General features: G+C 49.0%; 12 protein-coding genes and 1 tRNA gene. 5 read left to right on the top strand and 8 right to left on the bottom strand.

Going from position 1 to position 12,326, the window contains the following annotated elements; genetic code table 11:
* Positions 1 to 123 precede the first annotated feature (123 nt).
* The 4 genes from AC53GJ_RS09260 to AC53GJ_RS09245 all read right to left on the bottom strand — a co-directional run bounded on the left by AC53GJ_RS09260 (position 124) and on the right by AC53GJ_RS09245 (position 4,407).
* A complete protein-coding gene (locus AC53GJ_RS09260; RefSeq protein ID WP_496732394.1) occupies positions 124 to 2,070 on the bottom strand; it encodes a diguanylate cyclase in 1,947 nt (648 codons plus the stop codon).
* A gap of 3 nt (positions 2,071 to 2,073) precedes the next feature.
* On the bottom strand, positions 2,074 to 3,105 hold the full coding sequence (galE, locus tag AC53GJ_RS09255) for a UDP-glucose 4-epimerase GalE (RefSeq protein WP_496732393.1): 1,032 nt from the start codon (positions 3,103 to 3,105) through the stop codon (positions 2,074 to 2,076).
* Between the two features lie 9 nt (positions 3,106 to 3,114).
* On the bottom strand, positions 3,115 to 3,414 hold the full coding sequence (locus AC53GJ_RS09250) for a YciI family protein (RefSeq protein WP_496732392.1): 300 nt from the start codon (positions 3,412 to 3,414) through the stop codon (positions 3,115 to 3,117).
* Positions 3,415 to 3,579: 165 nt separating this feature from the next.
* A complete protein-coding gene (locus AC53GJ_RS09245; protein ID WP_496732391.1) occupies positions 3,580 to 4,407 on the bottom strand; it encodes a DUF3581 family protein in 828 nt (275 codons plus the stop codon).
* A 100-nt stretch (positions 4,408 to 4,507) separates the two neighbouring features.
* Between AC53GJ_RS09245 and AC53GJ_RS09240 the strand changes: the two genes are divergently transcribed.
* Positions 4,508 to 4,963 carry a hypothetical protein gene (locus tag AC53GJ_RS09240; protein WP_496732390.1) on the top strand — a complete coding sequence of 152 codons (456 nt, stop codon included), beginning with the start codon at positions 4,508 to 4,510 and terminating at the stop codon, positions 4,961 to 4,963.
* 457 nt (positions 4,964 to 5,420) lie between these two features.
* Positions 5,421 to 5,984, top strand: coding sequence for a YchJ family protein (locus tag AC53GJ_RS09235; protein ID WP_496732389.1), 564 nt, complete (start codon positions 5,421 to 5,423; stop codon positions 5,982 to 5,984).
* Positions 5,985 to 6,074: 90 nt separating this feature from the next.
* Here the strand turns inward: AC53GJ_RS09235 and AC53GJ_RS09230 are convergent, their stop codons facing one another.
* Positions 6,075 to 6,545 carry a VC2046/SO_2500 family protein gene (locus AC53GJ_RS09230; protein ID WP_496732388.1) on the bottom strand — a complete coding sequence of 157 codons (471 nt, stop codon included), beginning with the start codon at positions 6,543 to 6,545 and terminating at the stop codon, positions 6,075 to 6,077.
* 106 nt (positions 6,546 to 6,651) lie between these two features.
* On the opposite strand from AC53GJ_RS09230, the gene AC53GJ_RS09225 reads away from it, so the two are divergent.
* Together AC53GJ_RS09225 and AC53GJ_RS09220 are read left to right on the top strand one after the other, a co-directional pair.
* Positions 6,652 to 6,736: transfer RNA gene (locus AC53GJ_RS09225), tRNA-Tyr, on the top strand.
* A 227-nt stretch (positions 6,737 to 6,963) separates the two neighbouring features.
* Complete coding sequence (locus tag AC53GJ_RS09220; protein ID WP_496732387.1) at positions 6,964 to 8,601, top strand: response regulator; 1,638 nt, start codon at positions 6,964 to 6,966, stop codon at positions 8,599 to 8,601.
* Positions 8,602 to 8,632: 31 nt separating this feature from the next.
* Here AC53GJ_RS09220 and deoC read toward each other — a convergent pair whose 3' ends face one another.
* Positions 8,633 to 9,376 carry a deoxyribose-phosphate aldolase gene (deoC, locus tag AC53GJ_RS09215; protein WP_496732386.1) on the bottom strand — a complete coding sequence of 248 codons (744 nt, stop codon included), beginning with the start codon at positions 9,374 to 9,376 and terminating at the stop codon, positions 8,633 to 8,635.
* Between the two features lie 150 nt (positions 9,377 to 9,526).
* Positions 9,527 to 10,258 carry a M48 family metallopeptidase gene (locus AC53GJ_RS09210; RefSeq protein WP_496732385.1) on the bottom strand — a complete coding sequence of 244 codons (732 nt, stop codon included), beginning with the start codon at positions 10,256 to 10,258 and terminating at the stop codon, positions 9,527 to 9,529.
* 141 nt (positions 10,259 to 10,399) lie between these two features.
* Between AC53GJ_RS09210 and xthA the strand changes: the two genes are divergently transcribed.
* Positions 10,400 to 11,209 (top strand): exodeoxyribonuclease III, encoded by an 810-nt coding sequence (xthA, locus tag AC53GJ_RS09205; protein WP_496732384.1) that lies wholly within the window; start codon positions 10,400 to 10,402, stop codon positions 11,207 to 11,209.
* A gap of 77 nt (positions 11,210 to 11,286) precedes the next feature.
* Here the strand turns inward: xthA and yfbV are convergent, their stop codons facing one another.
* A complete protein-coding gene (yfbV, locus tag AC53GJ_RS09200) occupies positions 11,287 to 11,733 on the bottom strand; it encodes a terminus macrodomain insulation protein YfbV (RefSeq protein ID WP_496732383.1) in 447 nt (148 codons plus the stop codon).
* Between the last annotated feature and the right edge of the window lie 593 nt (positions 11,734 to 12,326).

Here is a 12,326-nt window from a genome sequence, read left to right as displayed (position 1 = left end):
ATTCCTTGAATTTGGCCAGCCAACGGGCCTGTTGCCATCTGATGCGGCTTGTCATGTCAGGTGCCGATGTCAAGCGCTGATACCAGTCAGGCACTGTTTCAGGCACTGTTTCAGGCACTGTTATCAGGCACTAGCCACCTGATTACGACCTGCTGCTTTGGCCTGATATAGCGCATGGTCAGCCCGACTCATCACTTCGCGCACATCTTCCTGCCGTCCGGCTTGGGTGACACCCAGGCTAACACTGATCCGGATCCCCGGATAGGCACTAAAATGCAACGCGGCGACCACGGCTCTTAAGCGCTCGGCAATCTCAATGGCTGCTTCCAGCCTGGTTTGTGGCAGCACTAATAAAAACTCTTCGCCGCCGGTCCGCCCCAGCCGATCAGTACCGCGCGCTAAACGTTTCATCGCCTGCGCGGTTTGTTGCAGCACCTGATCACCGGCATCATGGCCATAATTGTCATTACATTGTTTAAAAAAGTCGATATCAATCAGCACCAGACACCAAGGTTCCAATGACAGCTCACTGCGCTGACGCACTTGTTCAGCAAACCACAAAACACTGCGCCGGTTTGCCACCTGCGTCAGTTCATCTGTCATCGCCAGCCGGTGCAACTGCCGGTTGCGCTGGATTTGTGAAATCGCATACAACAAGGCAATCAGCGCAAGCAGAATAAACAACCCAATGGCGATATATTGCCAGCGCTGGGCTGACTCCAGCGTCTGGACCTGTTGCATTGATAATTTATTTTCCAGCGTCAACTGCTGATTTTTTTCGGCTTGTAAGGCAGTATCAAACTGATATCTGAGCAAAGATTCACGCTGTTGTTTGGCCTGATTATTTAACTGTTCCTGCAATTTATTGGCCGCCGCCAGTCGCTGGTAAGCTTGGGCATAATCGCCTGCGCGCGCCAATGCCACTGACCAGGTTCGTTGTAACCACAATAAATAACGCGGGCTGTTCAGTGCTAATAACTCGGCCTCAGCTTGCAAAAACCGTTGCTGCGCCGCGGCCGTCTGGCCGGTGGCTGATAAAGCTTCGGCATAATACAAATAAAACAACCCCTGATTAACGACTTGGGCACCGCCGGGTTTTTGCGCCAATTGCGCCAGTTGCGGCAGGATCTGCGCCGCCAGTTCCACACTCTGACTATACCGTTGTTCCAGATTGGCCACCCAAATCAAATCAATATCAATGGCAGTGACAAATGCCGGTTCACCAATCTGTTGGTACAATTTTCGTACCCGCTCCAGCAATTGCTTGGCATCCACCGTTTTGCCCTGTTCACCGTAAACAAAAGCTTTTTGCTGCAGTAAAAAAGCCAGCCGATAACTGTCACCCGGCGCTGTGAACTCATTTTCACTCAGTTCAAGATATTCAATGGCTTTGTCGTATTCACCCATCCGACGAAAAGAGGTGCCGATATTTTGCACTGTATAGCCAATGCCATAACGGTGCGACAGCGATTTGTATAACTGATGGGCTTCAAACAGCGCTACCAGCGAATCGGCATACTGGCCGCGAAAAGAATGCATATCAGCCCTGGCCGATAAAGCGATCGCCAGGGTGAGTTTATCTTCACTGCGTTTGGCCAGTTCAACCGCCTGCGTTAAATCAGCTTCCTGCTCTGCCAGTTGATTACTATTGCCATAATGACCGGCACGGCATAAATAAAAGTGACTCAGCGTCAGGGGTTGTTGTTGCAGTTCCGGCTGACGAATAAACTGATTGGCGAATCGGATGCCGGCCTTGGGATCATCCGGATAATTGCTACTGCATAATTCGCGCTGCAGCCTGAGTTGGCGTAGCGCATCGCCGGGCGGTAAATAACTTTGTAACTGCTGGGCAAACTGTTCCACTGCAGCGCGATCGATAAAGACCAGCTCGCCATGATCAAGTTGCCGGATTAAGGCGTCAAAACGTTCCGCATCCGCCGCCTGCAACAGTGGGCTTCCAAGCAACAAACAGCAGGCGGTCACCCGACGAAACACAGGGCATAACCTTGCCCACCAACCACAATGATTGGCACTGCTGCAAACATGTTGGCTGGCAGACTTAGTCAGCAACAATCAGACCTCCTGGGTTGCCGCTGGATAACCATCCGGATTTTGCTGTTGCCAGCGCCAGGCGTCCTGCACCATATCGGCCAGGGTCCGACTGGCTTGCCAGCCAAGTAAGGCTTTGGCTTTGGCCGGATCGGCATAACATTCGGCAATGTCGCCGGGGCGACGCGCCACGATTTGATAAGGCACGGCCACCTGATTGATTTCGCGGAAGGCTTGCACCATTTGCAAGACGCTGTAGCCTTGGCCGGTGCCCAGATTGACGGTCACTAATGTTGGCTGCTGCTGCAAATATTGCAAGGCTTTAACATGACCATCCGCTAAGTCCATCACGTGGATATAATCGCGCACACCAGTGCCATCCGCAGTCGGATAATCGTCACCAAATACCGACAACTGCGCCCTTTTGCCGACTGCGACCTGGGTAATAAACGGCATCAGGTTATTTGGCGGACCATTTGGGTCTTCCCCAATCAGGCCACTTTCGTGCGCCCCGACCGGATTAAAATAACGCAATATCGCAATACGCCAGCTCGGATCAGCAGCCTGTAAATCAGCCAGAATATACTCCAGCATCAGTTTACTCTGACCATAGGGATTGGTGGCTGAGCGTGGCGCATCTTCACGGATCGGCATTTGTCTGGCATCGCCGTAAACAGTGGCTGAAGAACTGAATACCAGTTGTTTCACACCAAATTCAGCCATCACCTGGCATAAATTCACAGTACCGGCGACATTGTTGTCGTAATAACGCAGCGGTTGCGCAGTGGACTCTCCAACCGCTTTTAAGCCGGCAAAATGCACCACGGCACTAATGTCATATTGACTAAATATCTGCCTTAACAAGGCGGCATCGCGGATATCCCCTTGAATCAATGGCAGTGGTTTGCCGCTGATTTGTTCCACCCGCCGCACGGATTCCGCCTGGGAATTGCAGAAGTTATCCAGCGCCAACACTTCAAAACCGGCTTCCAGCAGACAAATCGCGGTATGGCTGGCGATATAACCGGCACCACCGGTTAATAAAATTTTTGACATGGAGATCCCTTAAGGCAACACTTTACGAAACGGCTTGACGGTACTGCGGGCGTAGACACCGGCAGCCAGGTAAGGATCTGCCGCGGCCCAAAGCTCTGCGTCTGTCAGTGAGGCAAATTCAGCCACCACCAGGGAACCGGTAAAACCAGCTTCGGCTGGATCTTCCGCGTCAATAGCTGGCAATGGTCCGGCGAGCAATAACCGATGTTCTGCCGCTAACAGTTGTAATCTTGCCAGGTGCGCTGGCCGGGTTAATTTGCGTTGCGCCAGACTGTCAGCAACGTCTTCTGAGTAAATCATATAATACATAAGAACTTCCTTCAGGCTTTGGGCGAAGATACCAGATAGTGTTGTTATTTTCCAACCAGGACATCAGCTTAGCAGGCAAACAACCGCATGATCATGACAAAGAGACGGCAGGCTGGCAAAAGGCTGTGTCAGGCCTGAACGGCAACTGACGCAGCCATCAACAGTTTAGGCAGCGGCGCCTAAGGTCGCTTTGCGCTGGTTATAGGAGTCGACTAAAGCTTGCATCTGCCCGGCATCGTAAGGGACCAGACTGCTCAGGATCATGCGTTTTTCGCCGGTACCTATTACCTCTTCCCCAACTTTCAACGCAAACTCCAGCACCACATTGCCACGTTTCCCATCCACCTGCAGGCTGGACGCCGTCAGCTGTAACGACGGACAACAATCGGTAAAACGGAAAAATTGCAACGCCATACTCTGATAAATCACCAAAGGCCGCTGCGGATGGATCATCACCTGATGTTGTTCCATCAGCGGCTGTAGAATATGTGGGAAATTCTGGCCGGAAAAACGGACATAATCCTGGATCAATGCCTCAATAAACTGACAATTTTGCATCACTTCACCACTTTGGGTCAGCGTCAGGTAACTTTTATGCTGTTGGTCCAGGATCTGAACCACCGCACCCTCTGCGATACAGTGTAGCGGTACATCGGCGCCAACCATGCCGTTAAAAGTAATATTCAGTTGCTTGGATAAACCATTTTTGTGTAGCAAATAAGCAAACAACAAGTCGCCGGGCACACAAAACCTTTTACTGTCTTCATCGTGAATTGGATTAAAATCAGTTGCCACGACTTTGGCAAACTGACTGGCCTGCTGGCGGCTGAACCAAAATTGGTCCGCCTGTTGCTGGACGTAATTCTGTAACAACATAAATACTCTCATCGTCAACTTGATCGCCAAAGTGTACATCAGCACCGGTAAGCCAATGGTTTTACCAGTCGCTGTTGATCTGATGTAGCAGCATAACAGCACGCCCAGACAAAACAACTGTATATTTCCACAGTTAGCGCTTGCTTTTTGAACGAAACATGAATACTGTATAAGCATACACTGTATAAATAAACAGTCTCACTGTATGGAGCATGTTATGTTGATTCCTTCTTCGGTTGTATCTCAGCTTTCAGTAACTGACTTGCATGCGGTTAACCGCACAGCCATTGCTTCAGAGCACCGGCTGCCTCAGCCTTGGCGATTGCAGCAGCAACAACAACTGGCAGCGATTTGTACACAAATTACCCGCTGGCAGGATGAGCAGATGTCAACCAGCGGCTGGTTATTAGTCATAGCACCACCGACGGTGCTGACAAAGAGCATCCTGGCGCAACTGGGGATCGGCTGCCAGCGAATTTTGTTGATCCAACACAAACAAATCGGTCACTTTGACAATCTGATGCGCGATGCGCTGACCTGTTCAACCTGTAGTGCAGTATTAAGTTTCTTACCGGCCGACGATCCACAGTTAGCGGATTATCACTATCTGTCCGTTAAATACGGCACTGATTTATATAATCTGGCAACCCCAGTTGCTGTGACGACCCATTAATCCTGAGCATTTCCAGGCTGGTTTGCACATTGTTCGGGTTGTTGCGCGCAATCATGACCTTGAGTGACTGCGATCCATGACTGCGTTCAGTCACCTGGCTGATAGGTCCTGTTCCGTCGCTCGCATTTGCACGTCGCTGCAAAGGCTCAAACGGCGCTTTTGTCTGCTGCGGTGCACTGAGGATGATGGTCAACATGCTTTAGTCGCACCTGCAGGCACTATTGCGCAGGTAATGCATCCTGTGGCGAAGCCAATGCAAGTGCATGCAATGCCATTAACATCATGGCATGAGATGCAATGTGATTTAAATTTTAAAGCTGGTGAGAGGCCGAATAACAGCTGCCGTATGAAGTTGGCCCGTAACAGCAGCAACCACGGACAGGGATGAACACACAAAATCTGTTGGGTTCTGTCGTCGGTGCCGCTAAAATTGCTGTTTTTAAACAGTGGATTTGTTATGACAACTTGTTATTGTGGCTCTACGCAGGATTTTACCAGTTGTTGTCAGCCTTTGTTGCTGGGCAAGAAACACGCCAGCACGCCGGAACAACTGATGCGCAGCAGGTTTAGTGCTTATTGTAGCCAAGCAATCAGTTATATAGCGCAAACCTATCATGTGTCACAAAGAAGTGCTGCAGCCACGGCTGAAATCACCGACTTTGCGCAAGCAGCGTATTTTCTTGATTTGCAAGTCCATAGTGCCAGTGCAATCACAGTGCTCCACAATGCAGCATCGCAGCAGATGCAACTAAAACCGGTTAGCGGCGCAGTAATACCGCCCGAGCTGGTGCAGGATTTACCGCTTGATACCACCGCAGTTGCCACAGTTCATTTTAGTGCCCGTTTTATCCTGCAGGATAAACTGCAACAACTGACCGAGTTGTCGCGATTTGTCTATGATACTGAACGTTGGTTTTATCTCGATGGCCGACTGAGCCCAAAGCCAGCACAGAAAATCAGCCGCAATGATGCCTGCCCTTGCGGCAGTGGTAAAAAATATAAAGTTTGTCAGCATCACTGAAGTTAATGCCGAACAGGCTGCAGCTGTTGAATAGACCTGATTGCTTTTGGCGCGCCAGCCAGAATTTAAACTGACCGGCAACATTTGCGCTTAAGCAGATAACTGCATGTCTTGTAACACCTCATAAAGCCCGGTGGCATCGGCTATTTTTGGCTCCACCTGCCGCCCCTGCAGACGCCGTAAACTGTGTGGTCCCAGATTATCCAGTACTTCAGCCGATAATTTACCGGCGTCATGTTTGACCACTGTTGGTGCCGGTGCTAACAAATTTAATAACCGCCACTGCGACAGACCAGACTGGACAAAAGCTTGTTGCTGCCTGCCAAGTACTGCCACATCTTCGACTTGCATGGCAAAATCCCTGGTTTTAGGCACTGCCAACTGCTGATATAAATCAGCTGCAGCCAGTACAGCTGGACTTTCTGGTGGATAAAAAGGGGCCATTTCCTCGGCAGCCGGCGATAACATCGCCAGCCAGAGTGCAAAGTCAGCCCTGTGCTGATGCTGTAATGCCTGGTTCAATTGCCCCTGTAATTGCCATTCATTGATCAATAACGACATTTTTTGCTTATTTTCACTACGAATGCTGACTTTATCGGCAGTCAGTTGCTTTTCTTAAGATTATTTCTTTACAACAGCAAACTTTTTGGTAGTATGGCCGCCACGTGGAGGGGTTCCCGAGTGGCCAAAGGGATCAGACTGTAAATCTGCCGGCACTGCCTTCGAAGGTTCGAATCCTTCCCCCTCCACCATCTTTTACTGCAGACTAGACCTTGCTGCAAGTTACCATAAAATACCTTATTACCAACTCACTTCAGTACCACCTCATCAGTAGACTATATAAGGCCTTAGCAGCCGATATCATCCTGTTGATCTAAAACAGTTTGCTACAAACACTGCAATCCAGCCGCGTTGTCACTTGCTTTAATGCCATTTGTTTTCCACACTTCGTGCATCACACAGATAACTGGTTGGCTGCATGAGTTCGTTGTTGGTGGCAGATTTAACTGTGCTGGTGGTAGATGACCAGCGCCCATTTCAAGTGATGCTCAAAGGTATCTTAACCAGCCTTGGACTGTTGCAGGTCCAGTTTGCCAACAGCGGCGAGCAGGCAATGAGCCGTTGTAATAAAACAGAATTTGATTTGCTGTTTGTCGATTACAATCTTGGCGCTGGCAAAAATGGCCGGCAATTGTTGCAAGACTTGCGGGAGCGGCAGCTCCTCAAACCCAGCAGTATATTTATTATTGTCACCGGCGAAAATACCGTCACTATGGTGATGAGTGCTGTTGAGCTGGAACCCGACGATTATCTGATCAAACCTTTTTCGCAGAGTCTGCTGAAAAATCGCTTATTGAAATTGCAACAAAAAAAACAGCAACTGGCTGAACTTTACCAAGCGCTGTATCTGCAGGACAATCAGTTGATCATCCAGAGTTGCCAGCAACATATCAGTCAACAAGGTCGTTACGAGCAATTTTGCCGCCGGGTACTGGCTGAGCGCTGGCTGCTGCTGCGTGAAGATGAACCACTAGAACAATTGTTAACAAACAGTCTGGCACAGCGCAGGCCCAGTTGGGCGTTGTTGTTATTTGCCCGCTTGCGTTTACTGCAACAAAACTATCCCTCTTGTCAGCAGCTCTGCCAGGAAGTGATAGACACCAACCGGCTTTGTGCCCAGGCTTATGACATCCTGAGCCAATGTCAACTGGCGCAACAACAAACAGAAGAAGCCTTTTCCAGCGTGCAACAAGCACTGGCTATCGCCCCCTTTCATCTGCCACGCCAATATCTGTTGATGGATGTTGCCAGACAAGCCGGTCGGATTGCCGACATGGTGCAGGCCAGTAAACAAATTTTTGAACTGACCCGCCGCACCAACCAGCAGGATGTCACGCATTTACTCAATTATATCCGCACGCTGCTCGATGCCATTGAACAAACGGAAGATCCTGGCAAAAGGAACAGATTACAGCAAGAAACCATGCTGGCCTTACACCGGCATCAAAAGGATGAGCAGCTACTCAAAGAAATGGATTTTAGCCGCTTTGAACAAATCTGCCTGGCCAGAATTGAAGCGATGGATGGCCGCTATCAGCAAATCAAAAAAATGCTCAGCCCATTTCAACAAGACATTCGTGCTGAAGATGCCGAACTGGCCGATTTAATCATGCTGTTATTTCGCATCGGGGAATTTGAACAGGCTGAAACCTTGTTGGCACAATTGCCGGAGCATGAAAAATCCGATCCGGTACTCAGTCCGATGTTACAGCAACAACAACATAAATATCAGCAACTGAGTGCCCAACTGACCGATCTGAATAAAGATGGCATTCAACTGTATCAGGAAGGCAAATATCAGGAAGCTATTATTGTCTTCGAACAAGCCATGCAACTGGCTCCTTCGAACAGTGGCGCCACCCTGAACTTAATCCAGGCATTGCTGCAAGTTCTTATCACACAACAAAAAAATAAATCATTGTTATTATACCAACGTTGTCGGCAACTGTTTAAAGCGATAGAGCCAAGTATCTTGCCGCAGCAGCATCAGCAAAGATACGCCGAGCTACAGCAGCAATATCAGCAAATCCGCCTGGAGCTGAAACAAAGTAGTTAACCTGAGTTCAGGTTACTTAGCTGCGACAGTATCAGGCTTGTGCCGGTAGCGCCAAAGCTGTCAGCAATTCCTGATACAGCGCACTGGCACCAATACGAACCAGCTCAGGCTGAGCCAGGCGGCCAGTGATGTTTTCATACATCTCACAAAGTTCCAGCGCTTGCGCCACGGTGCGGACACCACCAGAGGCTTTAAAACCAACAGGCCGTCCTGCCGCGGCAATGACTGTCAGCATAATTCGCGCGGATTCCATGGTAATACCGACCGGAACCTTGCCTGTGGATGATTTTACAAAATCGGCGCCACCTTCAATCACCAGTTCAGTGGCTTTAATGATTTGCTGAGCGGTACTGAGTTCACCCGATTCGATGATAATTTTCAGACCTGCCTGACCACTGGCCTGGCGGATATCATATAAGAAATTTTTCACCTGACCGCAATCACCTGCCAGCAAAGCCCGATATGGCAGCACACAATCAATCTCGGTCGCCCCCATGGCAAGTGCTTGTTCTATTTCTGCCACCACTTGATCTGCTGGCGCTAAGCCAGCTGGGAAGTTCACCACTGTCGCTAACTGCACTGCCACTTGCTGCTGTATCAGCGCTGTTTTGGTTTGGGTTAAAAATTGCGGATAAACACAAAAAGCTGCCGGCATGGCATCGGCTCTGACATGCTGGCTTAACCAGAGTTGCATGGCCGCGGCATCGTCGGCTTCATTGAGTCGGGTTAAATCAAGCAATTTTAATAATTGCTTTAATTTCAGTTGATTGGTCATATGGTAAGGTCCTAATCACGCCTGTTGAACGGCAAGTTTGGCTCTTGGGCTGGCCAACTTGTTCTTTTGTTGGCGGATTAAAGCAGAAATCCCGCAACGAAAGAAAGGTTTTCAGCGCAGTTGCGATGAAAAATGCGCTGATCGCGGCCGTCACAGCGCAAGGTCCTGTTCTGTCGCTGTTACCAACACCAACTGATGCTGATGGGCACGTAACCACTGTTTCACCCGCGGATAATCCGGATAAAACTGCGCCACCAGTTGCCAAAATTGGGCCGAATGATTCAGATAGCGTAAATGCGCCAGTTCATGCACCACCACATAATCGGCCACCCAGGCTGGTGCCAGCAATAAACGCCAGTTAAAACTCACTTCGCCTTTGGAGGTACATAAGCCCCACTTGCGTTGCCAATCGCCTATCCTGACGCTCGTCGCCTGTAGTTGCATTTGTGTTTGCCAGTACAGAACCCGACTGGCAAACCACTGCTGTGCCTGCTGCTGATACCATTGCACGACCAGCTGTTGCTGCCAATTGGCTCTGTTATCTGGCTTGACCCGGCGGGATAACTGCACCCACAATTGCTGGCCTTGCAGACTGACCGCATTGTGGCTGTCCAGCACAGTGATCAACTGTAACTGGGTATCCAGCCAAGGCAAACGTCGTTCGGCCAGATACTGCGGCACCGGTTTGGGCTGACTCAACGCCAGATGCTGGCGCACCCAATGTTGTTTTTCACAGATAAATTGTTCTATCGACAACTGCGGTAACCCCACAGGCGCCAATACCCAAAGTTCACCTTGCTTTACCTGCAAAGCCAGGCTGCGACGACGGGCTGAACGTTTCAGTTGATAGGGCAACTGGCTCAGAGGGCAAAGATAGTTCAAAGCGGTGATGACCCTATTTAATCAGCAAATCAGGTGCGGCGCAGCATAACGATGATCCTGGTCTATCACAAGTGGCAGCTTCGCAAGCGATGGCAGTTAATGCTATGATGCAGTTTTTGGCACTGAGGCTAAACCTAAGTCATGAAAATAATTTCATTTAATATCAATGGTCTTCGTGCAAGACCACACCAGCTTGCCGCTTTAATTGAACAACACCAGCCCGATTTTGTCGGCCTGCAGGAAATTAAAGTCCATGATGACGAATTCCCTTTGGCAGAGGTACAAAAACTAGGTTACCAGGTGTACTACTTTGGTCAGAAAGGCCATTACGGCGTCGCTATCCTCAGTAAAACACCCGCTGACTCCATGCAATATGGCTTTCCCAGTGATGAGCCAGACGCACAGCGCCGGATGTTAATCGGCCGCTGGACTTTAGCCGATGGCCGCGTTTTTACGCTACTCAATGGTTATTTCCCGCAAGGCGAAAGCCGCGACCATCCAGTAAAATTCCCCGCTAAACAACGATTTTATGCCGATTTAATGGCGTATCTGCAACAAAACCATCAGCCAGACGAATTACTGGCAGTGATCGGTGATATTAATATTTCTCCGTTAGAGTCAGACATCGGCATCGGTGAAGCGAACCGTAAACGTTGGCTTAAAGATGGCAAATGTTCCTTCCTGCCCGAAGAGCGGCAGATGCTGCAACAAGTGAAAGACTGGGGACTGATTGACACCTTCCGCGCCTTACATCCAGAGCGGACTGAACGTTATAGCTGGTTTGATTATCGCTCGAAAGGTTTTGATGATAACAGAGGACTGCGGATTGATGTGGTGATGGCCACAGCGCCATTGGCAGCTTGTTGCATCGAGTCTGATGTCGACTATGAGCTACGGGCCATGGAACGCCCTTCTGACCATGCTCCGGTCTGGTCAAGCTTTAAACTTTAACGGCTTCCATCGCTGCCAGTCTGCCCTAACAATGCAACAGGCCGTTGTTAGGGCTAGCTAACCCGCCCCCTGGTTAACTACAAATAATGCCGGATAAAAGCTTTATCCAATTGGGTCACCGCCTGCTGTAATAAGCTGGCCAAATCGGCATAACTTGGTTTGGCCGATGGCTTACTGACATTGACACCACTGCTACGTAATTTGTCGGCAATTTCAAGATACCAACTGAGCATCGCTGGCGGTAATTCTGACATCGCGCGCCGCCCCAGCCAAAACCAGCCCTGCAATGGCAATAACAGCAAAAATAACGCCGATGCCAGCGCCTGAACCAGATAATCCTGACCGAGCCAGTGCAATTGTACTAATAATGACAACACACTAAGCGCAGGCAACACCTGCTGACCAAAACGAGTGAGTCGGATGATCTGATTTTCCGGGAATATACTGTTTAATTCATTGACCAGTGGCCAAGCTTTGCTGTAGCTCACTCCCGCCTGTAAGGTCGTCATCAGATTCTGCTGCATAATGCCTCCACCACAACTCAGAGATATCTTACCTTAGCATAGATCGCAGCACAGCAAGGCAAGCTCGCTGAGTTTATCTGCCTGCGGCCAGGTATTGATAGCAGGGCCACAGGTTCAAAATTGCAGCAGTGTTACATTTTTAATGACGAAAAATGCAGTTTAAAGCAGCAACCGACCAGTAAAATAAGGTTTCAGAGTAAATATTTTATCATATTTTATGTTTTCGCAGCTCTTAAACTAATTTTCACGTGAGTGAAATATAACAAAAAATATGCCATCCAATAATTTGCAATTAAATCAATGCATTATAAATTATAAACAGAGAAATACACAAAGTTACCCACAGAATCTGTGGACAACTTTTTCCGTTAAAAATGCGGTGATCCCGCGGTTGAGATGAAAAATAACAACCATAAATAGCGGCTTTAATATGAAATTTCATTGAAACATTGATTTTTCCTCGTATTTCCTGTGAATTATTCATTTATCGGTGAGCAGGATAACAAAACCGGCCGTTGCTACTGGCAAAAAAACGCTGGATGATAAATTTGCTACACCCCAGAGCGAATTATTCGGTACTATTTAGCCATCCA

Source organism: Rheinheimera sp. B2H12 (assembly GCF_059620065.1).
This window is presented reverse-complemented; position numbering and strand designations above follow the sequence as displayed.

What these genes read in the sequence shown, in the direction of transcription:
- AC53GJ_RS09250 (WP_496732392.1), bottom strand. Translation starts at nt 3,414, where the DNA reads ATGTATTATATGATTTACTCAGAAGACGTTGCTGACAGTCTGGCGCAA.
- galE (WP_496732393.1), bottom strand. Translation starts at nt 3,105, where the DNA reads ATGTCAAAAATTTTATTAACCGGTGGTGCCGGTTATATCGCCAGCCAT.
- AC53GJ_RS09235 (WP_496732389.1), top strand. Translation starts at nt 5,421, where the DNA reads ATGACAACTTGTTATTGTGGCTCTACGCAGGATTTTACCAGTTGTTGT.
- yfbV (WP_496732383.1), bottom strand. Translation starts at nt 11,733, where the DNA reads ATGCAGCAGAATCTGATGACGACCTTACAGGCGGGAGTGAGCTACAGC.
- AC53GJ_RS09240 (WP_496732390.1), top strand. Translation starts at nt 4,508, where the DNA reads ATGTTGATTCCTTCTTCGGTTGTATCTCAGCTTTCAGTAACTGACTTG.
- AC53GJ_RS09230 (WP_496732388.1), bottom strand. Translation starts at nt 6,545, where the DNA reads ATGTCGTTATTGATCAATGAATGGCAATTACAGGGGCAATTGAACCAG.
- deoC (WP_496732386.1), bottom strand. Translation starts at nt 9,376, where the DNA reads ATGACCAATCAACTGAAATTAAAGCAATTATTAAAATTGCTTGATTTA.
- xthA (WP_496732384.1), top strand. Translation starts at nt 10,400, where the DNA reads ATGAAAATAATTTCATTTAATATCAATGGTCTTCGTGCAAGACCACAC.
- AC53GJ_RS09220 (WP_496732387.1), top strand. Translation starts at nt 6,964, where the DNA reads ATGAGTTCGTTGTTGGTGGCAGATTTAACTGTGCTGGTGGTAGATGAC.